Origin of the sequence: Thermoclostridium stercorarium subsp. stercorarium DSM 8532 (assembly GCF_000331995.1) — a bacterium.
Taxonomy (GTDB): Bacteria; Bacillota; Clostridia; order DSM-8532; family DSM-8532; genus Thermoclostridium; species Thermoclostridium stercorarium.
The window spans coordinates 1,437,113-1,460,909 of record NC_020134.1; the positions used below are offsets into that span (position 1 = coordinate 1,437,113).

Genomic DNA, 23,797 nt, shown 5'->3' on the forward strand with positions numbered 1-23,797 from the left:
CTGAGCCGGTTTTGACATATTTCTAATTAGCAAGTTTTATAACTCTCGTGGTACCCGAAGTGATGGAGTAATTTCTGTCAACACTCAAAGTATATTCTCCTTTTCCGTTATTAAAAGATACCGTTATTTCAGCGGAAGCATACTCATCCGGGAATGGCCAGGGATAATCTGCTATTCTGTATTCCACTTTAAATCTCTGTTCGCCGGTAAATAGCTTGTTATCGCCGCCTCTTGCATTGGTAAAGCTTATTTTTATATGCGTTTTCTTATTTCCACCGCTTCTGTCAGAATCATGCTCAACTTTTACGTTATAATTAAACTTCTCCAATGTGGGTGCAGGTGTAGGGGTCGGAGTTGGTTCAGGCGTTGGTTCGGGTGTTGGCTCAGGCGTCGGTTCGGGTGTCGGTTCAGGAGTTGGTTCAGGAGTTGGTTCAGGTGTTGGTTCGGGCGTCGGTTCAGGTGTCGGTTCAGCGTCAGGGTTGTGATTGTAGCATTTGATATCATTTGGATTAATATTTAACCAATTTTTATACGGGAATTCATAACCTTCCGTGTTTACCTCTTCCCAGCCTTCTTCGCCCCATACAGCTGCAGGAGCGTTATTGGAGGACTGAACGGCTTCAGCTTTACCTTCTATTGTAAACTTAGCTCCCTGGTAATCATTTCTCCATCAAAGTATACAACCAAGCGAAGCTTTACAATATCTTCCGGTGATACGGGTCCGCCCATGTAATACACATATACCGGGTGTTCCGGACCTGTTTCATCTTCAGGCTGGTATAATACCCAGTTCGTGGTCGGGTGGGGTATAATAAATACATTATCGAGTTCCAGGTCATTATTCCATGACAGATCAAGTATCGTACGCAATTCAACATCCGTTGTTCCTGTATTTTCAATATCATATTCCACAATGAAGCAGTCACCGGGGGTAATATTGTTGTAGTTTTTCTTTCCAAGTATTGTCGCACCATTGGCTTTAATATTAACCGTTCCTGCAATGAATACCGCATCGGTGGCTTCGGATTCATTGGTGAACCATGCCATCGTAGCACCGCCGATCAATGCAACGCATACCGCAATTGAAAGCATTATAAGTAACGTTTTCTTTTTCATATATTAGCACTCTCCTTGTAAATATATTTTTATTTGGAACATTTTACAGGCAGTTGCCTTAACCGCAGGTCCGTCATGTTTTTTGCACTTCGTATACAGCAAAAACACATCTGTTAATAAGTAATATACCAATGTGCATTCCTTTTCTTTTGCCTTTGCCCTGGTGTTGAGGCTGCCATCATCATTTCATACTCTCATTTTTCACCCCCGTTTTCATGTCTTTTATAACTTCCAAACCCTAATCCCAATTCAGCTGAGAAGCTTCCAGAGTAAGTTTAATCGTATACTCCGCCGAATTGTAACTTTCGTCGATACTATCCATCTTCAGCCAGACATCAAAGTCTATATCAACGGATTGATTTGGAGAAACAGCTTCCTGGTAAAAATAATATTCTCCCTGTTTATACCAGCCACTATGTTTCTGTTCCCAGATTGCTATATCGTTCAGAAATTCTGGGTTCCATTCGCCTTCGATTTTTATCCGTACCCATGCTGGATGGTTTCCGACATTTTTAAAAGACCACTTAATTTCTTTTGCGTTTTGTCTGCCAGGAAGCCAGTTATCTGTGTCTTCCGTAAGATTGTCCAGTTCCATTTCCAGAACGCCCGTGGTAAAGAACACTTGGAATTTATCAGATCTGTCATAAAAATATGATATGGTTAAACCGCTTAACATTATGAATACTGTCAAGCACAGCAACATGTATACTATTATCGTTTTTTTCATGGAAAACCGGAAAACCTCCTTACACGACAAGTACGCCTCAGGTACCTGGTTTTATATTCCCGTCAACTTCAGATTTGTATTTTTTTCTTACTTTTAACAGCCCGGCAATCTGAGTAACCAAAATAATAAACACAGGGATTAACATTACAGTGAAAATCCCGTTTTTAGTTCTTATAAATGCCATCACATATCCCAGCTTTGGAATGGAAAGAACAACCTTGCCAATTAAAAAATTCTCAGCAACGGGAGTGGGATCATTCATGTTGTTTGCGTCCCCTTTTGTTATGAACTGTCTTGTATTGTTTTCCTCAATTATTTCTACAACCCTGTGTGTGGTTGGTACCGAGTCATTTTTCTTTTTGAAGGTAATAATATCCCCCACCTTGACGGATTGCGGATTGATGACTTTAACGATTATAACGCTGCCGGTTTTAAATGTCGGACTCATACTGTCACTTTGAACGATGTATATCTGGTGATTAAAAACGGTTGGCTGTTCATTGTTTCTCATTCCGGTAAAAATCAAAAACAGCATATATATGACAAAAAACAATAAAAAAAGTGATACGACAGTGCTTAACGCATTAAGAACTGTCTTTGCCGCCGGTTTTTTCTCTCTTTCAGGTGCCATACAGAGCTCCCCCATTTCCTTGTTTATTTCATCTGAATGTTAATTCTGAATGTTAAAATCAGTTACGACATCCTCTTGCGGAACATAAAGCAAAGTGTCGCCGTAAACGTCATCGGATACGGTATGGGGTATCTTTGTATCGGTACGAGGGAGCAGCTGCTCAATGATACTTCGGTATACATCATCAGTGACGGTCAGTTTGATTATGTCATGCTGACGAGTGCTGAAATATGCTTTTGTATTCATAACTGTCGTCAACAGTCCTACTGAAGCCGCAACCAAGGAAATAACCACAATAACCGATTTTTTACAAAAACCGGCTTTAATTTTTTGTTTTAGTGTCATGAATTCCCTCCCCCGGCTCAAATCCCGTTGTCTCCGGTATTTCCATTTCATTGATAAATTCTTCAGGTCTGTTCCCTTGAAGCAGCTTCGCCGATTGAAAAAATCAATTCCATTAAACTTCGGAAACACACAGTTTTTATTTTTCAATCCATTGTATTATTTGCTGGATGATATAATTTTGACGGTATATCTTGACAAAAAAGAGGTGTTTTCTGTTTTCTCGTCTGAATAATTGGCAGTCTGCCCAACAGGTTGTTTCAATGTCACAATCATCTCTCCCGGTTTTTAATGTATAATACTGGTCATAATTCACTCATTCAGCGCTTACATCTCAGTCAGACCAAAATCAAACAATTATTTAAGCGTTGCAGATTTTTTAATCATACTTTAAATTATATTGAGGACACTCACAATTTATTCTTTTTTCAGTCACATTTCAGTCATACTTTTTACCGGTAATTTTAGACTTAAAAAGGGTGAAATTGATTTAATTTGTAATATAGTTATATGAAAACAGAATTAAAATCATGGATAATAAAAATAAATCTAAGGGCAAAAAAAACACCCCTACCTTCGGGGTGTTCGCAATTTAAAGAATAGCCTAAAAATTATTGCCACAATTTATTCTTTTTCATTATTGGTTTTATTGTGTGAATCGGCAAGGCCTCTGACCTCTGCCACCGGTTCTACAAATAAAATCCCGTTCCCGGGAACGTCCAACTGAAGTTCCCTGTATAATTCATCGGCAACCTTACTTACCAGGTCGCTGGGCATAAGGATTATAACCAGTTCCTTTTCAGGCACTATTTCAACACCAAATAATTTTTCGGTAAACTCCGAACCCGTTCCACGACCGTGTATGACAGTTCCTCCTTTGACACCGGCTTTTCTTGCAATTTCCATTACACTGTCGGCCATACCGCGATTCACAATGACGGTCATTTTTTTATACATACTGTCTCCCTCCATATTTTGGGCTATATTCAATGTATCCTGCTTACCGTTAATTATCTGCTCTGCCAATGTTGCATATGTTACATATGCAATTCCATGCCCGGGTTCATTGAGCTGGAGTTCTTCCGCAAAGTAATCAAGCAGCTCTTTCGCCCTTTCTTTTTCCACCATTATGCTTACAATTTCTCTTCTCTGGCTTTTTATTCCAAACAAATTCAAAGTCGCACTGTTAACAGTACCTTTACCGATTATTGCAGTTCCTCCGTGGATATCCTTATCCCTGGCGATACGACTGAACCTATGACACTGTTGTTCGCTTAAAATCAGCGTAATAATTTGAAACTCGTATTCACTTGTCATTTATTTATTACCTCCGATTGATCGCTTTTTTGAAACCGAAAGTTTCGATGCCTTTTTTGATTTTGCCTGGTAGAGTGCACCAAGTAATTCTATCGCAATTATGGGCATCATTGCAACAATTGCTATCATTCCAAATCCGTCAGCGACCACATCAGCAGTTGGAATTTGTGCGGCAATTCCCTGAACAAAAGCAAGCGAAAAAGTGGCCGTCATCGGCCCTGAAGCAACCCCTCCCGCGTCAAAAGCCATGCCTACGAAAAGATCAGGAACAAAGAAAGCCAATAAAACCGAAAGTCCAAACCCCGGAAGCAAATACATCCAGAGCTGTATATCGGGTATCAGGATTCTGAGTGCTGACATAAAAATTGACAGACCTACAGCCACTGAAAGGAATATAAGTACCAGAATACGTCTGACAGAACCACCGGTAATTTCCTCAACATCGCTTGTTAATACGTGGACTGCAGGCTCAGACAGAACAGTGGTAAGCCCGAGCAGTAAAGCCACAATCAGAACCGGGCCCCTGGATTCCATTGAAGCAAGCTGCATTCCAAGCTGGGCGCCAACTTCCATAAACCCGCCGTTAACACCAAGAAGGAATATAACAAGGCCGATATATGTTAACACCAAACCGCGGACGATATCTATTACCTTGCTTTTTTTATGTTTGAAGAAAAATATCTGAAAAATTATGTATGTCACAATAATCGGGAGCAGAGTAATAAATGAATCCCATACAATTGTTAAAAATTTGGAACGGTATATTTCCCACAATGTGGCATTTGTTAAGTCGGTTGCCGGGAGGATCCCATTCAGTTTGCCGCCCTTGATAAAAAGGCTGGTAATCAGAACTCCCAATATGGCTCCCGTTGAAGAGATGCCTACAAGTCCGAAACTGTCGGCTTCACTCATTTTGCTGTCTTTTTTCATTGCCGAAAAACCTGCTGCCATGGCCAGCATAAAAGGAACGGTGATGGCACCTGTGGTGGCTCCTGAAGCATCAAAAGCTATAGCAAGAAAATCAGATGTTGAAAATAACGCAATAATGAAAATAAGTCCATACGCGCCAGCAAATACATATTTCAAACGTATATTTGACAGAATGCGCAACAATCCGAGAGTCATCATGACTCCGATTCCGACTGAGACAACAACAACCATGAGAATATTGTCAAACTGCCCTGACGTTACACTATCCACCTGTTTTGCGAGTATGTGCACGTCGGGTTCTGCATAGGAAATGAAAAATCCTAATATCAGCATAACAAATATTATTACCGCTAAGTTATTACTTTTTGTGACAGCGTTTCCCACGCCATGACCTATAGGCTCAATTCCCTGGCTTATTCCGAACAGGAAAACGGTAAGTCCGACAATAACAAGGGCGGAACCTATCAGAAATGCATACAACATATTAGGTTCCAGAGGACATATTGTGAAATGCAGTATTAAAACAATTGTTGTGATTGGCAGCACTGAAGCAAGTACTTCTTTCAGTTTTCCTGTTAACTCACTCAAGTCATCACCCTTTTCCCTTGAATATTTATGTAAATTACAGCCGACGATATTTTATCATTAAAAATTAAAAATTTTTAGTAGATATTTGTAAATTTTTTTTTAATTTTTTATAATACATGTATTACGCCGGTATCGACGTATGAATTTTTACATCAATATCATATATGTGTATGTTTTTGTTAAAGCGTCTGATTATTCTGTCCATTATTGCATGAATTTGCTTATAATCCATTCCCAGAAGCAAAATAAGTATCCTGTTAGTGTCCCAGGTAGTGACTACATCCCCCTTTCTGAGCGATTTTATCAGGCTTTTCCTGAATTCATCGAAAATTTCTGAACTCTCGTTTACCGTTATCGAAACAACATATACCTGTTGACTTGTTCTTTCGCTGCGCCTTTTTTCAAGAATGAAGAGCGAATGGAACATGTTTCTGTCACAGTAAAATGCCCCTTCGGAAATTTCATCGGCAGGACATTTCTCGGTAAAAACACTGGTATTTACTTCATCTACGATATTTCTTAACTGCTTATAGATCTGTTGCAGTTCATAAGTCGGTTTTATTCCAAACTGTCTGTATAGCATTGAAGTATATAATTCATAATGATTCTGTGCCTCTTTAATCCTCCCTTTTCCTATCAGATTTTCCATAAGACTGATATGTAAATCTTCTTCATAGGCTTCTATCTGTATTGCCCTTTCACAAATTTTTATACCGCTGTCGTAATCCTTTTTCTGCCTGTAGAGTTTTACCAGTTCAAGTACTGACTGAATATACAGTCTTCGATAGTAGTTCCTTTTGGGAATTACCCAATCTGCATATACAAGTTCGGGGAAATAATCACCGTGGTAGAGTTCCAGTGCCTTTTCATAGTAATTTATGGCTTCATCGGGTTTTTCATTTTTCAGGAGTTCCGCTTTCTGTATGCATTCCTCGAAAAAATCGGTGTCAAGGAAGAAATTATCGTTAAAGTAAAGGGAATAGCAGCCGTTATTATATACAATATTACAGCCTAAGTTGCTGAAAAATTCTTCGTGAGATAAAATCTTACGCAGACGGTATATAATGTTTTGCAGTGTGTTTTTCGGATTTTCATATTCTTCATTCGGATACAAATTTTCAAGGATGGTTTCAGGCGGTATTCTTTTTCCCTTGTTTAAAAGAAGGTATTTGAAAAGACACCACAGTTTGGTTGACCTGCCGGATATATTGTAAAATCCTTTTTCCTTATGGTAAATTTCAAACCTTCCCAGAGTAAAAATCATAAGCCTGCACGGGTCTTTTCCCTTAGCTGCTTCCGTAAGCATTGTTTTCCCTCCAGATTAAAGCTGTAAGGTTAAAAATTTCCTATGTTTTTAATATTACTCAGTATATTATACCATATTTATGATAAATTACGGGTAATTATTACCATAACTTGTTTATTTAACGTAAACTGTACCGATTTGTAACAAAATATAATACCGATACGGGAAATATAAAAAAATAATCACCCTGGCGGGTGATAAACAAAACATTTATCATCTTTTCAGGTGGATTTTATTTCCTTAATACCTTATAAATTATCAAGACTAAAAACGTTTGCGCCATTCCTTCATAAATTTTTCACAGTCAAAATCATCAAAGTCAAAATCAAACCAGTTATGGTTATTGAACCATCTTATCTTAAAATGATTAGCGGTAAACGGGTTAAAAACTTTCCACAGTGTCTCCAGATCTTTCATATCAAGCTTTCGGTTTTTGAATTCGTCGGGGTTTATGTTAAACCCTTCTTTTTCATACCTTTCCGCAATTACCTTTGCCAATTCAATTAAATCAAAAATGTTAACATATCCGTCTTCGTTGAGATCGTATTTTTTAGGGATATCAACACCGGATTTTGGAACGGGAGTAGGTTTCTGCCCCGCTTTTTTGCCGATAAGCTCAAGATCCACTGCATTAATGTTTGTATTGCTGGTTTTGACCGGTGTTGCATTCTTTATATCCCTTTCGGTGCCGTTCTTATTGTAATAACCTTCATTAATATACTCCGTATTCTTTGTAACAATTTTGTATGAAACAATGTAACTGGTCGATGTTACAGGTACTGTCAGAGCATAGTCTGCTGAATTGGAATTGGCTGGGATTGTTACCGTTTTACTGAAACTGAAATCATCGGAAGCTGACGATTTTACATTGTTGTTGTAAGCCGTTATTGTAATCTCGATACCGTTTTTCGGGGCTTTTTCATTATTTGGAAGGTAAACCCTGCCGGTAATGTTTGTAAACGGCAAAGTAGTTAAATCAATATTCTCGGCTGTATTGGCCACGTCTATAAGTGTTACTTTTTCCCCGTTCCTTGAAGTCCCGTTTTTGTGGAAATAACCTGTTTCCTTATATCCTTGATTTTCATAGGTATAATAAACCTTATACCCTTTATTTACGTCGTTGATGGGAACAACAAGCTCGTATGGAGCATTGCTGCTGTTTGCCTTCAGTATTATTTCTTTACTGATAATTATGTCGTCATCGGTTGAGTTTGCCTTTGGGCCCTCCTGAACTGCGGTTACGACGAATTTTAAGTCATTCATGGGTTTTGTTGACGGATTACCGTGAATGATCTTCCCTGAAATAGTTCTCCCGGGCAACAGTTCAATATTAACGCCTGAAACGTCGCCTCCGTTTACGTCAATTAATGTTCTGTTTTCCTTTATTGCGGTGGTTTTTTCTTTGCTGTACCATCCAAAAGGTGCATATCCCTTTTCAACAGTATAGTATACGTAGTATTTTGCTTTTGCGTTCTGACTTTTTGGAACCTGAACGCTGTATGCAATAGATTTTTGGCCTTTAGGAATTATAATTTCGGTTGTAACTAATTTATCGTCATTTTTATTTTCGGGGGTATTATTGTCGGTGCCAATGGTCAGTTTTACCTTAACCCCGCCCGAAGGAGCGGTATCATTACCGGGTAATGAAATAACACCGCTTACGGCAGAATGACTGCTTGCTGCGACACTCCTGACCTGGAACAACGGCATTAATAAACATGCGATTAACAGTAATGACACAATTTTCTTATCCATGGCTACCTCCAATTCCATTTTTATACAGTTATTAATTTGAAAATTTTATATTGTAATGGAATTCCTTATACATATTGTAATTAGAAAAAGTTAATATTAATATTAAATTTTGGTTTCAGATGAATTAAATTTAATTATCACCTCCCAAAATTTACTCCGCACATTTCCGATATATATCTTTGACACGGGGAATTTAACAATAGTTCCCAAGAAAACTAAATTGAAATAAAGAATGAATATAATTGTAAAAAAGCAAAAAGGGAATTGAATGAGAGATGTCTTATTTTGCTTTTTTCTTATATCCAGAATTTTCAGCCTTTTTATTGGTATCAACGGAGTTTATAAAAGCATTCCGACGTACCAGGCAAAAAATTCATTGCCGAAAAGAATGGACAGAAATGTCCCCATCACAATGAAGGGCCCGAAAGGGATATGACTTTTCCGGTGCTTGAGTCCCGTTATTATCAGAAAAAGACCCGTAATACCGCCGATAAATATTGAGAATACCAGTGATATCACTGAGAGTTTCAGGCCAAGAATTAACCCTATAGGGAGGAAGATTTTCACATCACCCATACCGAAAGCGTCTGTACCGTATATCGCCAGACCTATAAGCGCAACCAGAAGAAGGAATCCTGAAGTAGCAAGCATTCCGAGAATGGGTGAATACCACTGGGAATCGCCGACAAGTGCGTCATCAAACCAAAACCGCAGCACGAAAAGCGCAATACCGCCGATCAGACCAGCAATTACCAGTTCATTTGGAATTATCATATGTTCCAGATCAATAAAAAACACCATCAGAAGTATGGACATGAGGAAGACGGTAAAAATAAATTCAACGGATAATCCAAATTTAATGTATAAGATAACGAAAACAACACCTGTAACAAGTTCGACGAGAGGATAGCGGAAAGAAATTTTACAGCCGCAATAACGGCATTTTCCCCTTAAAAATATGAAACTGAAAACCGGAATTAAATCATATGCTTTAAGTTTGGCGCCGCACGAAGGACAGAAAGAACGGGGCGCTATTATTGATTTACCCTCCGGCAGCCGATAAATAACCACATTAAAAAAAGATCCGAAAATAAGACCTGTTATGAAAATTAACAACGGTACTAATACATTCATAGAGCTAACCCAAAACCTCACTTTTTAATTCTCACTATTCTAATCTAATAATCGGAACATTTAATGGTATATTTTACTGCCGGGCAAAAATAATATATTTTTTAACAAACATGGTTCATTTTGATTTACTGACTTTATATAATTCATCGGATTTCGGAGGGGAAATATTTATATTTTCTGTATTAGTTGACAGTAAAATACTTTTATCAGCGGTAATTTTGCCGATAATACCCGCTTTTATACCGTTTTCGGATAATTCACGTACCATTTGCTCCCCGTCTTCACAGGCAATCAGCATGCATCCGCTGGAGATCAGCCTTAAAGGATCAATATTGAAATAATCACAAATGAGTTTGGTTTCCCTGAGAACAGGAATGCTGTCTTTAAAAATCACCGCCCCGCAGCAGGACGCATGGCACATCTCCCAAACCGCGCCCAGTACCCCGCCTTCTGTAACGTCGTGCATTGCATGGGCCCCGAACTTTGCCGAAATAATTCCCTCTTTAATCACACTTATATTGTTTATCAGCCGTTTCGCGTTATCAACCAGTTCTTTACCAAATTTTTCAGCCAGCTCTTCTTCATAGTCATATGCCAGAATTGACGTGCCTTCAAGGCCCGCATACTTTGTAAGTATCAAATCGTCTCCGGGTTTTGCCCCCGAAGTTGTCACAACATTTTTGTTTATTGTTTTTCCAATAGCGGTAATGCTTAATACAAATCTGCTAACCGCATCGGTCACTTCGGTATGCCCGCCGATGATATCCACATTCAGCTTTGAAGCTTCCGAGACCAGCTGGTTTATTACATTTTCCACGTCCGACATTGAGGCATCGGGAGGAATAAGCAATGTAACCGTTATTCCTACCGGTTCTGCGCCGCTTGAAGCCAAATCATTCAATGCGACATTAACACCGATCGTTCCAATCTGATTTTCGGTGCCTGTTATAGGGTCTGTCGATATAATACATATTTCCCGGCCAAAGTCTACCGCGCTGCAGTCTTCGCCGATTGAAGGCCTTAATAGAACTTCGCTTCTCCTATTCTGCAGTTTGCCCAAAATCAAGGAATTCAGCACATCATTCGGAAGTTTCCCTATTTCCATTTGATTCACCCTGCCAAGCCTCAAAATATATCTTGTGTTTCTTCCCAAATTTATCGAATTATTCGCTTTTCTCCTCTTCATCGTTTATTACATTTTTCAGCAGCTGTATCTGTTCTCTGGCATTTTCCAGAATAAAAGGCTTTATTTTGTCCTTTTCTCTCGGATCAATCGAGAAGGATATAAGCCTGCTGAACCATAATTTTGCTTCGCTTATTAAATTAAGTTTTTTTGCAAGGACACCAATCATATACATACATGTATACTCATCCATTGAGCTGTCTTTCAGATTTTCCCGCGTATAAACCTTTTTATAGTAATCATAGGCATATTTCAAAAACCGTTCTTCTTCGCCCTGATTTCCCATGTATCTGTAGATCCACGCAATTCTAAGACAAATCTTGGCAAATTCGGAATAAGGCGCTTCCCTGACCTGTAAATTATACAGTACAAGCTTAAAAGCTTCAAGGGCTTTTTCATAGTTTCTCTCGCCCGTGAATTCACGGCTTGTCCAGTTTGGGGTTATTTTTTCAAGAACGGCTTTGCGTCCGGCTGTCGTTATATGTTCATAAACCGAGTTATGGGCTGCATACCCGCAAAAGCTGCACACCCATGCTTCATAAAGGACAGGATTTATCGTTTCATAGTGGGGACAAAAATCTTCGTCATGCTTCAGAAGCCTGACAAATTTCGAACGCACTTTTGTGACTTTGATTGTTTTATCGCATACCGGACATGTGATTTCAGAATCATAAAAAGGTTTTATTTCCGTCATAATACCACCTGCTGTTTTTAATTTTTATCTTTTTATTCCTTTTTTAACCTTTTTCTTTTGTGGCAGATATGTGTCAACAGAGATTTTCTCGGTTTTGACAACCGTTCCTGAAGTATCAAGGAAATCTCTGTATACTTCAACTTTATATCCCGGTTTCGCTTCGCGGACAATTCTCGTTTCGCCGGCTTTAAGAGAACTGTCTGTTTCTTCCTCTATTCCTTCAGGCTCTATTACCTCGACAATCTGGGTTCTGATTCTTGCAGTTGTTTTAACTTCAGGTTCGCGACCCCATATCGTAATTATAACCCTGTTTCCGGCTGTTTTTGCTTCTATCAGGATGGCATAATCTGTATTGTTTCTGAACCTGAAATCAATATAACCATGGGATATTGTGGCATCGCGTCCCATTTCTATGTACGAAGGGGGAATGGAGTGATTCCTTCTTTCCAGCACTTCAAGTCCGGATAGAAGAACCGAATTGTACATTGTAGAAGCCACCTGACATATTCCTCCGCCAAGCCCGTCAACATATTCATTATTAACTATCACCTTGGCAATTCTGTATCCGTTTTTTTCGGTCCTGTCACCAAGGGCTTTGTCCAGTGAAAATTCTTCTCCGGGCAGCAAGAGCTTCTGATTTATTTTGCTGCAGGCTGTTATTATATTGTGTGCCCTTGCCTCATTGCCGGGATTGAATACCGTCTCAAACTCGCCAAGTTTGTATGTTATGTTTTCCACCATTTCGGTGGTTATTGAAGGAAGAGTTTCCTCAAAACAGAGCTCCACGTCTTCCCATACACGATTAGTTAAGGAATTATCAATCCTTTTCAGACTTTCGTTTATGTTGATTGAAAATCCCGTTTTATGCGGTAACAAATCCACTTTGCCGTTAAAAATATTAATTTTCGCATTCTGAGGTTCCGTGTATGTCTCTTTGTGAATACCGTCCAGTATTTTTAATACTTTTTCGGCATTATAATACATTGGCGGAGTAATAAACAAAGCCTTTTTACGGGTTTTCCATATTTCTTTCAGCCTTTCGGCAACATTTCCCCTTCTTCCTGTTTCAAACGCAACAGCCACCGCCTTTTCATAATCGGGAACATAATCTATATCTTCAAAGTAGAGCTTGTACCGTCTTTCAGATATTGTAAGCGTCAAGTATTCACTTTGATATGTTCTGTCCAGATTGCCGTCCAGAAGTGCAATAGCCTCTTCACGTCTAAGCCCCCCCACATAAATTCCGTCTATATAAATATTAGGATAAATTGTGGTTAAATTCAAAATGTGACGTATATATAAAAAACATGATAAAAAAAATAAAAACAATAAAAACAAAGGTAAAATCAAAATTTTAACAGCCCGTTTTACCATATACACCACCTGTATATAGTTATTCGGGCTGTAATAAATTATTCTATATCAATTACTTCTGTCCCCTCCAGCGCTTTCTGAATAAGTTCATCGGCATTTAATACCGATTCATACTCGATTGTCTTTTCAAGTTTGGGCTTTGTCACCGGATGTCTGGCGACAAAAACCGTACAGCAGTCTTCGTAAGGGAGTATGGAAGTTTCAAAGGTCCCTATTTTTCTTGCTATGTCAACCACTTCACTTTTATCCATGCCTATACACGGCCGGTATACCGGAAGCGTCACTGCGCTGTTCGTTACCAGGATGCTTTCAGGAGTCTGGCTTGCCACCTGTCCCACCGCTTCCCCTGTTACAAGGGCCAGCGAACCGTTCTTTACCGCGATTTTTTCAGCAATCCTCATCATAAATCTGCGCATGATAATAGTAAGGTATTCGTGAGGACAGTTTTGGTTAATTGCCAGCTGAATATCGGTAAAAGGCACTATATAAAGCCTCATTCCCAGATTATATTCAGACAGTATTTTGCAAAGGCGGATTACTTTTTCCTTTGATTTTTCACTGGTATAAGGATAGCTGAAAAAATGCACTCCTTCGATCTTTACCCCTCTTTTTGCCATCATCCACCCTGCAACGGGGCTGTCAATACCGCCGGAAATAAGAAGCGTTGCCTTTCCGCTTGAACCGACAGGCAAACCTTTAACTCCTGGTATGATCTCGGAGTAAATGTACGTATTATCTCTTATTTCTATATGCACGACAAAATCAGGATTATTTACGTCCACCTTTAAGCCGCGGACATTGCGAAGGATTGCGGCGCCTGCTTCTCTTGAAACTTCCATTGAAGACAGCGGAAATTTTTTATCGGCCCGCTTTGTTTCAACCTTAAAAGTTTTGTAACCCGATTCCGACCTGATTTTTCTTGAAAGCTCCACTGCTTTGTCATATATCGCGTTAATATCGGATTCAATTTTGTATACAGGACTTACCGAGGCAATGCCGAACACCTTTGTAAGGCGTTTTATCGCCTCATCGACAGGATAATCATCGGTTTCGGGTTCCACGTATATTCTGCTTTGGGATCGGGTGACCGATACCGGCCCCAGCCCCTTTAAAACATGCTTCATATTTTTTACAAGTTTGGCCTCAAAGGAAGGCTTATTTAAGCCTTTCAAAAATATCTCCTCATACCGAACCAGTATTATTGTCTTCATACCTATCTCCGCTTTTTTATTGTTTTTTACTTTTATTTTAATACCTTATTACAGGTATAATTTCCTTAACCGCATGTACAAAACACAAAGCTTCATCAACGGTATTCATGCCCGAAAAACTGAGCCTTATGGCACCCTCAACGCGTTCTTTCGGCAAATTCATAGCAGTAAGAACATGACTTTGTATGTTCTTTCGAGAAGAGCATGCAGAGCCCACAGAAACAATAATATTTTTTGTTTCCAGATGGTGCATTAATACCTGCGCCTTTACCCTTGGAAATGCAATATTGAGTATGCCCTCATACCCATTTTCGGGAGAGTTTACATAAAAATTCTCCTCAAACTCTTCGCGAAGCCCATGAAGTATTGCATTTCTTATCTCTCTTATTCTATTTCGGTTATCTGTCATTTTTTCATGAATAATTTCGGCCGCTTTTGCAAATCCGTATATTGCAGGCAGGTTTTCAGTACCCGAACGGTATTTGTTTTCCTGTCCTCCGCCATGCAAAATTGGTATTATATGGGTATTCTTTTTTATATATAACGCCCCGCAGCCCTTCGGACCGTGTATTTTATGTGAGCTTACAGACATTAAATCTGCATCCAGTCTTGAGAGATTAATAGGGATTTTTCCGTATGCCTGCACTGCATCTATATGAATGATAGTTTTCGGATTTTTCAAACGAACTTCCCTTATGATTTCTTCTGCGTTTTGGATGACACCTGTCTCATTGTTTACAAGTATGAAACTGAAAAGTATGGTTTTATCGTCAACTTTGTTTCTAACTTCATCCATGTTGACAAGCCCGTTGGAGTCCACATTCAGATAAACAGGCGAAAAACCTTCGTTCTCAAGATACTTGAAGCACTCCAGCACCGACGGATGCTCAATTCTTGTGGTTATTATCCTGTTCCCTTTTTTCCTGTTTGCTCTTGCTACCCCTTTTATAGCCCAGTTATTTGATTCAGTTCCACCGGAGGTAAAATAAATACAGCCTTCATCCACATTCAGGGTCTTGGCAACTGTTTCCCTGGATTTCTGCAGCAATTTGTCTGCTTCATTCCCAAGTTTATGCAGGGACGAAGGATTACCGTAACAGTTCAGATATACTTCATTCATTGCCGATAATACTTCAGGATATACCGAAGTTGTTGCGCTGTTGTCAAAGTATATAATATCCGACAATACTGTCAGTGCTCCTTTCCTTTAATATTTTAGCACAGGAATGCTGAAAAAGTTTAAACCGCGTTTTTCATTTCCACATCGATTTTCTCGTTATCAATTGTAACAACGGCATACGACTTTTTATCATTACCCCTGGGCTCGGAAATGCTTCCCGGATTGAGAAGTATATATCCCGGTCCGTAGGTAACATGCTGAATATGGGTATGCCCGAACAAAATCAAATTGATATTTTCATTATTAGCTTTCTCGACAAGTTTTTCAATACCCCATTTTACCGAATATCTGTGCCCATGGGTAAGTAAAACACGCTGCCTTTCTATTTCAAGTATTTTTTCCGCCAAAACATTACCAGTCATAAAATCGCAGTTACCGTAAACATATTCGAAATGAAAATTAGGATGTAACTGCTTTAATTTATCTGCATCCCGGTAATAATCTCCAAGGTGAATGACGATATCAACGTCGCTGTTCTTTTTCAGCACTTTGTCGGCAAGCAGTATATCGCCATGGGTGTCGCTTATAACAAGTAACTTTGTCATTACGGCTTTTCAACTCCTGAGTCCAGTTGTAAGTTTATGTGAAATCCCTGCCTTCATAAACGGCCGACAACTTCTGCTTCAGTTTCTGAAGTGCTCTGGCCCTGTGGCTTATTTTATTTTTAATCTCCTCGGGAAGTTCTGCGAAGGTTTTGCCGTATTCGGGTACAAAAAAAATCGGATCATAACCAAAGCCACCGGTGCCGAGGGGCTCTTCGGCTATAAGCCCTTCAACTGAATCTTCCACGGTAAAGTTGATTTTTTTGGAAACAACGGCGATTGCACATACGAATCTTGCCGTTCTGTATTTTTTCTCAATGCCCTTAAGCAGGTTTATTATTTTAATGTTCTTTTCTTCCTGGCTAGTATTTTCTCCGGCGAAACGGGCTGTAAAAATTCCAGGCGCGCCGTTCAGAAAATCAATTTCAAGTCCGCTGTCATCCGCCATGACGATGCCGTCAACAACACCGCTTAAAGTTTTGGCTTTAATCAGCGCATTTTCACTGAATGTGGCACCTATTTCTTCAAATTTAATATCAATACCAAGCTCCTTCATTGAAACAACATTCAGCGGAAGATCGGCCAGAATCTCCTTTATTTCCTTTATCTTTCCGCTGTTTCCCGATGCAATAATCAATTGTTCCATATACCAGAACGTCATTACCCCTTCAATAAAATATTTTTCTGTATCGAAATCAATTCGGATATTCCTTTTTCTGCCATGTTCAATAACTGATTTAAATCGTCACGCGAAAAAGGGGATAATTCCCCAGTGGCCTGCAGTTCAATCAGCTGGCCTGAATCGGTCATTACAACGTTCATATCCACGGTAGCGTTTGCATCTTCTTCATAACACAAATCCAGCAGCTTGTTTTCATGCACAATTCCTACACTGACAGCGGCTACAAAATTTTTGATTGGCATCTCGGTAATTATGTTTTTATCAAGGAGGTAGCTGCACGCATCCATCAGCGCGATAAAACCGCCTGTGATTGATGCCGTTCTGGTACCGCCGTCGGCCTGAATAACGTCGCAGTCTATAATTATTGAACGTTCGCCAAGGGATTTGAAATCAACCACCGAACGCAGCGAACGCCCTATTAGGCGCTGGATCTCGTACGCTCTTCCGTTTAGTTTAAGTTTGTTTATATCCCGTACATTCCTGACCTGTGTTGCACGGGGGAGCATACTGTATTCGGCCGTTACCCAGCCTTCACCCGTACCTTTTCTGAAAGGAGGAACCTTATCGTCAACAGATGCGGTACAGATTACTTTTGTATTGCCAAATTCAATTAAGACCGAACCTTCGGCATGATAAATATAATTTCTTGTGATGTTAATTTTTCTCAGCTCATTATGTTTTCTACCGTCTACACGTTGCATATTTCTGTTCCTTTCATAATAAAAATAAACATGCAATCTGCAAGCATTTTAACCTTTACGATTTTTTATCTTGAGAAAATTGCTTACTATAAATATTATCACAATGTTAAACATAAAAAAATCAAAAGAATTAATGAATTCCTTTGATTTTTTTATTTACTTTTTATGTATGTTTAATTTCAAAGCATTTTATTAAATTATTGCGATATTATTTTCAGTATACTTTCGCACAGGGATTCCGCCGCTTTTTGCCTGTATTCCTCGGTATTCAGTTTTGCGAGTTCCCCGTCATTCGTCAAACATCCTATTTCCACGAGTACAGCCGGCATTTTTGTTTTTCTCAAAACTACGAAATTCGCCGTCCTTATTCCCAAATCATTGCTTCCCAGATTTTTTATCAGATCGTTATGAATAATTGTTGCATATTCCTTACCTTTATAACTGGTAGGGTAATAGAACGTCATCGTACCGTGCATGGATTTCATAAGGGCATTATGATGAATACTGATAAAGACGTCGGCCCCCCACTCATTGGCCATTTCCGCCCTTTCGTCCAGGCCGACAAACACATCGGTGGATCTTGTAAGTTTTACGTTAACCCCCTTTTCTTTCAACAACTTCTCAAGCCTTAACGTTATATCAAGGTTATACCATTTCTCATCCATTCCGTAAGTTGCCCCCGGATCAGAGCCCCCGTGGCCTGCATCCAGTACAACCAGTTTTCCGCTTGCCACAGGCGTTGTTGTATTGGCTGAATCAGGTCTTGAAACAGTACCCGAGCCTGTACTGTTTCCCGTGCCTGAACCTTTTCCGGCAACAGGTTCAATGATGACTTCGTCGCTGCTTCCTGTATAACTGATGCTGTACTGTACGTTACTGTTATTGCGGGCTATCGACAGATAACTGCTTTTACCGGAAGTCAGTGTCTGTACCGACTTTATTACACTGTCACCGATATCAAGCTGGCCAGTGCCCAGGTCGATAATCCCGTTCGGAAACACAAAGGTAAAAGTATTTGATTCATTATCGTCCTCAATGACTATGTCTTCTATGTTCTGCTGGATTTTTTCCCGTATACCTTGCCCGGTCAGTTTTATTATGAAACTGCCCAAATCACCGGTTAATGTTATATTTTTTATTCCTGAATAATATAGAGTTAAGGTTAACCTGTTACCGCTGACTTTCTCCTCAAAATTCACATTGTCAGGAATTTCAAGTACAATGCGTGCAGTTGATTTGTCGAACTGCCCTGTACGGATTTTTGTATAAAGAGCACCGTCAGGCGCGGAAGCTTCCCTTGATTCAATAACATTATCGTAAATATCCACTACCAACCTCGACGGGTTTGTCAGTCTGAAAATCTTATAATTTTTCAACGAGGCGGCATCTATAATAATTTTGTCGGAAGCTGCAGCATAAGAAACAGTTCCCGAACGCACTTCGCCTCCACGGCTTACAAGCTCGCCCGGTGAGGAGGTCGGAGAGGGCGTCGGTGTAGGCGTCACCGGTTTTGGGGTTGGGGTGGGCGTCACCGGTTTCGATGACGGCGTTGGTGTCGGTGACTGAGTTGCTGGTTTCGGCGTCGGAGTAGTAGTAATTACCTTGCCGTTCGCGGCTGTTATAATTATTTTTGTACCGGTATTTCCGTTTGAAGAAAGCACCCAGTTAAAATCGTCTTTTCCTGAAATGCGGATATTTACCTCACCGTACAGCTTATTCACTGATGAAATTATTCCGTAAACTATCGAGTTGCCCGGAAGAACTTCATTTCTGAATTTGTCATTCAGCGGCAACCGTATATGCAATATTTTTTCTATATCACGGTATTCCACTCTGTATTTGTCCGGATTGTTCTTTATTTCCTTTTCAAGGTTTACACCGTCAATCATGACGGTTATTGTGTCTCCGTCCACAGTATAGTGTAAAACACCTGTGCCGACTTCGGTTACTGCCGGCGTCGGCGTGGGGGTTGGCATAGGGGTCGGTGTCGGCGTTACGGTTGGTACCGGCGTGGGCGTTGCGGTCGGTGTTGGTTTCGGAGTTGGCGAAGGAGTTGGCGAAGGAGTTGGCGTTGACGTCGGAATCGGCGTAGGCGTAACAGAGACTTTCGGAGTTCCTTCAGGCTTTTGATTTACGTTTTCTGATGTGCCTGAAGACTTTATGGTAATCTTTATGCCGTTTGATACAACTTCCGCCGAGTATTGCGGATTCCGGTTAACTTCTATGACCACGCTGACTGTTTTATTTGCGGTATCAGCCTGTGCATAACGGATTTGCTGAACAGAACCCGAATAAACGTCCAGACTGCCGGGTTTGTCCACATTGGCATCCCCGAACTGGATGCATAGTCTGTAATACGGATTGCCATCTCCCGGATTTAAAACATACTGTTTAATTATCCTGTTTGCGGATGTTTCAATAAAAACAATTTCCTTGCCGTTTTCAGTATAGTATGTAATTTTGCTTACCTTTCCCGACAGCTTAGCTTCTTTTACTATTGCCGAATTTTCTTCGTTGTTTGTCCACTGGATTGCAATGGTTTTATTGCTGTCCTTTACAGATACGGTATAACCAAAATATCCCGCTGTTAAGGAAAGAGGAACCATGGTATTGCCGTTAACGGCAGCCACCGGCAAACTTGTATTCACTTTCACACCGTTTTGATAAATAGTCTGTTTGGCGATATTAAAATCCATTCTCTTAGAACCTTTCTGAACATACGCTGTCTGAGTGCTGCCGTCATACCCAACCGTCATTCCCAGATAATCCTGGAAAACTTCCCTTAAAGGTACATAAGCGACGCCTGAAACAACAATACAGGGAGTCTCTGTAGGAACCCAGATACCATTCAACTCAAGATTGTATATGTTTCCCTTATAGGTGGATTTCTGACCTGCAATGTCAACTATTATATCAAGGGAAAATGACAAACCAGTCAGCCATATGCAGACAGTCAGAATTAAAGCCAAAGATGCAATTAGTTTTTTTTTCATTTGTAATCCCCCAAACAGATTTTTATATATCTATTTTTCGTCATTTTTATATACATTTCTGATAACAAATTGGTTAATTTAACATAACAGTAATATTTCTTTACTAAATTTAAGAAAAAAGCAAACTAAAAGAAAAAAATCGACCGTGAAAATTATGCGAAAATATTTCATAAACACATTTTAATGCTTCAAAATGACGAAAAACCGCTCTGCATATAAAATCTTATCAGAAGATAAATAATGTTGCAATCCACGGGATTTCTCAATACTGCACTCATACCAATGGATCGTTATCTGACAAGTACCGGCAACTGGTTCTGACGACTTTCGTCCATTTCATTTGAGGGTGAAAATTTAAATTGTGATGCTGCATTGAAAATGCAAAAGTTTAGTCCCAGTGTGTGTATATGGGTTTCTTTTTATGATCGGATTCATTGTACGAGAAAATGCATCCGCAGTATTTTTGCAAATAATAGCCCCTTCTGTAGGCTTCATTCTTGCCTTGCCTGTAAAAAGGCCTGAAATCCTGGTAAACAAATTCGATCCCATATTTTTTACATGCAGTTTCGGCTATTCGCCTCACCTTCTCATGATCTTGCCACGGACTTATAAGAAGTGAGGTCGAAAATGCCTCAAATCCGTTTTCCGCAGCGGTTTTTGCAGCCTGGTTAATTCTGATTGAATAACAAAAGTTACAACGGCGTTCCTTTTTACCTTCAAGATTTTCTTTCCAGTAGTTAACCATAACCAAATCACTATAAATAACATGGATGTTTTCGTCCTCGGCAAGCGCCTTAACCGAATTTCTCCTGGCGTTGTTTTCTTCCGTGGGATGAATGTTCGGATTATAATAATAGCCCGTTATTAAGAAACCACCATCGTTTTTTAATTTCTGAATGACTCCCGTGGCGCACGGCGCACAGCATATATGAAGCAGCAGTTTTTTGTCTGACATATCGTTTTTCGCTTCCTTTCAATATTACTTATTTTCAACATATACATTGACGGCGGGTATCGCAATTTCAATCCCAAGCTCATTCAAAATATTCATAAGCTTTAAGTTTATGTCCTCCTTAACCGCAAGATAATCCCGATACTCCGCCGTTCTGGTGTAAAAAATTAAAAGAAGTTCCAGTCCGTTTGTTCCAAAGGCGTCCAAATATACATAAATTGACTCATTGTGTATGTCCGGATGGTTCTCAAGCATTTCTCTGATTCGCCTCAGCAATTGCTCAAGCTGTTTTGCTGTTGTGCCGTATTTTATTGGAAAACTGAATTTTACCCTTCTTCTGTCCCTGCGGGAACAGTTTATAATATTTGCTTTGGCTATTGTTGAATTGGGGATTGTCACAATGGTTTTATCGGGAGTGCGGATTCGTGTGCTTCTGAAACCTATGTCTTCCACAGTTCCCTCCATGCCGTCAAACTGAATATACTCACCAACATTAAATGGCTTGTCCAGCATTATTGCAAGTCCGCCAAACAAATTGGAAAGTGTTTCCTGAGCGGCAAGGGCAAACGCAAGACCTCCAAGTCCAAGCCCTGCCAATAATGCGCCGAGGTCATACTTCCATTCCTTTGCTATGACATTTATTGAAATCACTACTACAACGGCCTTGATCCCTTTGTTTATGACGGGTATCAAAATGTCATCCAAATGTGTATGGGTTTTTTTTGAAACCCTGTAAAACATACGCGCTATAATTTCCGCGGTGCGGTAAATCGCCCAGAATAATGAAAATATTATCAATGACCGTATTATATGCCCTGAAAAGGATTCATCCGTGACTTTAAAACCCAGAATCCTGGCTGAAAAATAAATGCTGATAATTAAAACCATTAATTTAACAGGTGGTTCTACGGCTACAATCAGTTCATCATCAATAACCCATTTTGTTCTGACCGAAAATTTTTTTATTAGCAGCGCTGCTGTATTTACCAAAATTTTGCGAACCGCAATGGTTAAAATAATAATTATACCCGCAACAGCAATTCGCCATATTTCAATATCCAGAAATTTATTCGAAAGAATATCGGAAAATCTTTCAATAACGGAATTCCACAATTCCATGCTCTGCCTCCTCTTTTTTCCGACGGAATTGTTCAGTTACCGAAATTTCTCACTCTTTCGGCCAGTTCGGTATGCTCATTGCATCCCAGTACTTCCTCGGGGTCTTCCCTGTTTTGCTCACTGAAAAGACCTCGTTTATATTTAACTTTAAGGATTCTTTCCACCGATTCATTAAGCCTGTCAAGGGTTATCAAGCCGTCAGCATATGCTTTTTTTATTCCTGAAAACGCAAGCTCAGGGTCTTCAGGCATCAGCAAAATATCCGCACCGGCGAGAAAAGCCTTTACAGCTGCTTCATCGGCCGTGTAATGGCTGGTTATGGCTTTCATGTTCAATGCATCGGTAATTATAAGTCCTTCAAACCCCAGTTCATTTCTGAGAATCTTTGTCAAAATCTCGGCTTTAAGTGTCGCGGGTACATTCTCACCGGGGATATTCGGCGTTAATATGTGAGCGGTCATAATACCGTCAGCACCTTCCCTGATACCGGCAATAAACGGCAAAAGCTCTGTGCTGAACAGCCGTTCCCTTGTATGGCTCACGACAGCCGTCCCGTAATGTGTGTCAGTGCCGGTATCGCCATGGCCGGGAAAATGCTTTAAAACCGCAGAAACTGAACGGCCTTGGATACCGTTAACAGCGGCCGCGACCATTGAACTGACCTCTTCCGGATCATTTCCGTAGGCCCTCGGACCGATAACGGGATTATCAGGATTGGTATTTACGTCAGCAACGGGTGCAAAATTCATATTAAAGCCCAGAGATGCGATTTCTCTGGCTATTGCTGAAGCTACCTGCCTAGCAATATCGGGATTTCCGGTTTTTCCTATTTCCGAATTACCTGGAAAAACCGTTGCATGCATGGCTGAACTCTTCGTTATACGGCTAACCGTTCCGCCTTCCTCATCAACAGCAACAAAAAGGGGAATTTCAGAAAGCTTTTGGAGTTCATCTATAAGTTTGGTGGTCTGGGAAATGGTTTTTATATTTTCGGCGAAAAGTATGACTCCGCCCGGTTTATACGTCTTTACAGCATTTTCAATGTTTTCGTTTATTTCAAGTGCCACATTGGTTGCGTCGAGATTTCTCATGGACAGGATAAAAAGCTGACCGATTTTTTCATCAATTGTCATGTTTTCCAATATTGTTTTGACAGGATCGGCTTCAACCGGTTCAGGAGCAGGCGACACAGTATAAATAATTTCGCCGTCGGTTTTGCTCTCGTTTTCAGTCGGAAAATTTTCATGTTCATTATGTTTACTGCAGGCTGTGGCAAAAAATAAAAATACTGCAAGCAAAATTGCCCGTTTTCTCATATGT

The 23,797-nt window shown here is 40.0% G+C and carries 23 protein-coding genes; 1 reads left to right on the forward strand and 22 read right to left on the reverse strand.

The window, feature by feature from the left end; translation table 11 throughout:
* Positions 1–22 precede the first annotated feature (22 nt).
* Positions 23–328, reverse strand: coding sequence for a hypothetical protein (locus tag CST_RS06260; RefSeq protein ID WP_015359000.1), 306 nt, complete (start codon positions 326–328; stop codon positions 23–25).
* A gap of 1 nt (position 329) precedes the next feature.
* Here CST_RS06260 and CST_RS13505 point away from each other — a divergent pair, with 1 nt between their 5' ends.
* Entirely contained in the window at positions 330–485 is a 156-nt protein-coding gene (locus tag CST_RS13505) for a hypothetical protein (RefSeq protein ID WP_015359001.1), read from the forward strand.
* Positions 486–633: 148 nt separating this feature from the next.
* On the opposite strand, the gene CST_RS06265 is transcribed toward CST_RS13505, so the two are convergent.
* From CST_RS06265 to CST_RS06365, 21 genes are all read right to left on the reverse strand, one after another.
* On the reverse strand, positions 634–1,116 hold the full coding sequence (locus tag CST_RS06265; protein WP_015359002.1) for a TasA family protein: 483 nt from the start codon (positions 1,114–1,116) through the stop codon (positions 634–636).
* Between the two features lie 238 nt (positions 1,117–1,354).
* Positions 1,355–1,711 carry a hypothetical protein gene (locus tag CST_RS06270; RefSeq protein WP_237266385.1) on the reverse strand — a complete coding sequence of 119 codons (357 nt, stop codon included), beginning with the start codon at positions 1,709–1,711 and terminating at the stop codon, positions 1,355–1,357.
* 169 nt (positions 1,712–1,880) lie between these two features.
* On the reverse strand, positions 1,881–2,474 hold the full coding sequence (locus CST_RS06275; RefSeq protein WP_015359004.1) for a signal peptidase I: 594 nt from the start codon (positions 2,472–2,474) through the stop codon (positions 1,881–1,883).
* 39 nt (positions 2,475–2,513) lie between these two features.
* The gene (locus CST_RS06280; protein ID WP_015484990.1) at positions 2,514–2,819 is read right to left on the reverse strand and encodes a hypothetical protein; all 306 of its coding nucleotides are present in this window, start codon (positions 2,817–2,819) and stop codon (positions 2,514–2,516) included.
* 621 nt (positions 2,820–3,440) lie between these two features.
* Complete coding sequence (locus tag CST_RS06285; protein WP_015359007.1) at positions 3,441–4,133, reverse strand: P-II family nitrogen regulator; 693 nt, start codon at positions 4,131–4,133, stop codon at positions 3,441–3,443.
* Complete coding sequence (locus tag CST_RS06290; RefSeq protein WP_015359008.1) at positions 4,134–5,651, reverse strand: DUF1538 domain-containing protein; 1,518 nt, start codon at positions 5,649–5,651, stop codon at positions 4,134–4,136.
* Positions 5,652–5,772: 121 nt separating this feature from the next.
* Positions 5,773–6,957, reverse strand: a complete 1,185-nt coding sequence (locus CST_RS06295; protein WP_015359009.1) for a BTAD domain-containing putative transcriptional regulator — start codon at positions 6,955–6,957, stop codon at positions 5,773–5,775.
* 264 nt (positions 6,958–7,221) lie between these two features.
* Positions 7,222–8,712, reverse strand: coding sequence for a hypothetical protein (locus tag CST_RS06300; protein ID WP_015359010.1), 1,491 nt, complete (start codon positions 8,710–8,712; stop codon positions 7,222–7,224).
* Positions 8,713–9,051: 339 nt separating this feature from the next.
* Entirely contained in the window at positions 9,052–9,846 is a 795-nt protein-coding gene (locus CST_RS06305; RefSeq protein ID WP_015359011.1) for a prepilin peptidase, read from the reverse strand.
* A 115-nt stretch (positions 9,847–9,961) separates the two neighbouring features.
* Positions 9,962–11,032 carry an AIR synthase family protein gene (locus tag CST_RS06310; RefSeq protein WP_015359012.1) on the reverse strand — a complete coding sequence of 357 codons (1,071 nt, stop codon included), beginning with the start codon at positions 11,030–11,032 and terminating at the stop codon, positions 9,962–9,964.
* A complete protein-coding gene (locus CST_RS06315; RefSeq protein WP_015359013.1) occupies positions 11,010–11,723 on the reverse strand; it encodes a DUF2225 domain-containing protein in 714 nt (237 codons plus the stop codon). Before CST_RS06315 ends, CST_RS06310 begins: the two co-directional genes overlap by 23 nt.
* 24 nt (positions 11,724–11,747) lie before the next feature.
* The gene (locus CST_RS06320; protein ID WP_237266386.1) at positions 11,748–12,959 is read right to left on the reverse strand and encodes a VanW family protein; all 1,212 of its coding nucleotides are present in this window, start codon (positions 12,957–12,959) and stop codon (positions 11,748–11,750) included.
* 176 nt (positions 12,960–13,135) lie between these two features.
* Positions 13,136–14,308 carry a tRNA uracil 4-sulfurtransferase ThiI gene (gene thiI, locus CST_RS06325; RefSeq protein ID WP_015359015.1) on the reverse strand — a complete coding sequence of 391 codons (1,173 nt, stop codon included), beginning with the start codon at positions 14,306–14,308 and terminating at the stop codon, positions 13,136–13,138.
* Between the two features lie 37 nt (positions 14,309–14,345).
* Complete coding sequence (locus CST_RS06330) at positions 14,346–15,494, reverse strand: cysteine desulfurase family protein (RefSeq protein WP_015359016.1); 1,149 nt, start codon at positions 15,492–15,494, stop codon at positions 14,346–14,348.
* Positions 15,495–15,547: 53 nt separating this feature from the next.
* Entirely contained in the window at positions 15,548–16,033 is a 486-nt protein-coding gene (locus CST_RS06335) for a metallophosphoesterase family protein (protein WP_015359017.1), read from the reverse strand.
* 34 nt (positions 16,034–16,067) lie between these two features.
* The gene (locus CST_RS06340; RefSeq protein WP_034842476.1) at positions 16,068–16,676 is read right to left on the reverse strand and encodes an XTP/dITP diphosphatase; all 609 of its coding nucleotides are present in this window, start codon (positions 16,674–16,676) and stop codon (positions 16,068–16,070) included.
* Between the two features lie 14 nt (positions 16,677–16,690).
* Entirely contained in the window at positions 16,691–17,413 is a 723-nt protein-coding gene (rph, locus tag CST_RS06345) for a ribonuclease PH (RefSeq protein ID WP_015359019.1), read from the reverse strand.
* 197 nt (positions 17,414–17,610) lie between these two features.
* Positions 17,611–20,406: an N-acetylmuramoyl-L-alanine amidase family protein gene (locus CST_RS06350; RefSeq protein ID WP_015359020.1), complete on the reverse strand. Its 2,796-nt coding sequence runs from the start codon at positions 20,404–20,406 to the stop codon at positions 17,611–17,613.
* Between the two features lie 388 nt (positions 20,407–20,794).
* Positions 20,795–21,361, reverse strand: coding sequence for an epoxyqueuosine reductase QueH (locus CST_RS06355; RefSeq protein ID WP_015359021.1), 567 nt, complete (start codon positions 21,359–21,361; stop codon positions 20,795–20,797).
* Between the two features lie 24 nt (positions 21,362–21,385).
* Complete coding sequence (locus tag CST_RS06360) at positions 21,386–22,477, reverse strand: mechanosensitive ion channel family protein (protein ID WP_015359022.1); 1,092 nt, start codon at positions 22,475–22,477, stop codon at positions 21,386–21,388.
* A 32-nt stretch (positions 22,478–22,509) separates the two neighbouring features.
* Positions 22,510–23,793, reverse strand: a complete 1,284-nt coding sequence (locus CST_RS06365; protein WP_015359023.1) for a glycoside hydrolase family 3 protein — start codon at positions 23,791–23,793, stop codon at positions 22,510–22,512.
* Positions 23,794–23,797 lie beyond the last annotated feature (4 nt).

Bases quoted from the DNA above. Each gene is read 5' to 3' on its own strand.
- CST_RS06265 (WP_015359002.1), bottom strand. From the start codon at position 1,116: ATGAAAAAGAAAACGTTACTTATAATGCTTTCAATTGCGGTATGCGTT.
- CST_RS06310 (WP_015359012.1), bottom strand. From the start codon at position 11,032: ATGAAGAGGAGAAAAGCGAATAATTCGATAAATTTGGGAAGAAACACA.
- CST_RS06295 (WP_015359009.1), bottom strand. From the start codon at position 6,957: ATGCTTACGGAAGCAGCTAAGGGAAAAGACCCGTGCAGGCTTATGATT.
- CST_RS06350 (WP_015359020.1), bottom strand. From the start codon at position 20,406: ATGAAAAAAAAACTAATTGCATCTTTGGCTTTAATTCTGACTGTCTGC.
- CST_RS06365 (WP_015359023.1), bottom strand. From the start codon at position 23,793: ATGAGAAAACGGGCAATTTTGCTTGCAGTATTTTTATTTTTTGCCACA.
- CST_RS06305 (WP_015359011.1), bottom strand. From the start codon at position 9,846: ATGAATGTATTAGTACCGTTGTTAATTTTCATAACAGGTCTTATTTTC.
- CST_RS06360 (WP_015359022.1), bottom strand. From the start codon at position 22,477: ATGGAATTGTGGAATTCCGTTATTGAAAGATTTTCCGATATTCTTTCG.
- CST_RS06285 (WP_015359007.1), bottom strand. From the start codon at position 4,133: ATGACAAGTGAATACGAGTTTCAAATTATTACGCTGATTTTAAGCGAA.
- CST_RS06280 (WP_015484990.1), bottom strand. From the start codon at position 2,819: ATGACACTAAAACAAAAAATTAAAGCCGGTTTTTGTAAAAAATCGGTT.
- CST_RS06270 (WP_237266385.1), bottom strand. From the start codon at position 1,711: ATGGAACTGGACAATCTTACGGAAGACACAGATAACTGGCTTCCTGGC.
- CST_RS06335 (WP_015359017.1), bottom strand. From the start codon at position 16,033: ATGACAAAGTTACTTGTTATAAGCGACACCCATGGCGATATACTGCTT.
- rph (WP_015359019.1), bottom strand. From the start codon at position 17,413: ATGCAACGTGTAGACGGTAGAAAACATAATGAGCTGAGAAAAATTAAC.
- CST_RS06340 (WP_034842476.1), bottom strand. From the start codon at position 16,676: ATGGAACAATTGATTATTGCATCGGGAAACAGCGGAAAGATAAAGGAA.
- CST_RS06275 (WP_015359004.1), bottom strand. From the start codon at position 2,474: ATGGCACCTGAAAGAGAGAAAAAACCGGCGGCAAAGACAGTTCTTAAT.
- CST_RS06300 (WP_015359010.1), bottom strand. From the start codon at position 8,712: ATGGATAAGAAAATTGTGTCATTACTGTTAATCGCATGTTTATTAATG.
- CST_RS06315 (WP_015359013.1), bottom strand. From the start codon at position 11,723: ATGACGGAAATAAAACCTTTTTATGATTCTGAAATCACATGTCCGGTA.
- thiI (WP_015359015.1), bottom strand. From the start codon at position 14,308: ATGAAGACAATAATACTGGTTCGGTATGAGGAGATATTTTTGAAAGGC.
- CST_RS06355 (WP_015359021.1), bottom strand. From the start codon at position 21,361: ATGTCAGACAAAAAACTGCTGCTTCATATATGCTGTGCGCCGTGCGCC.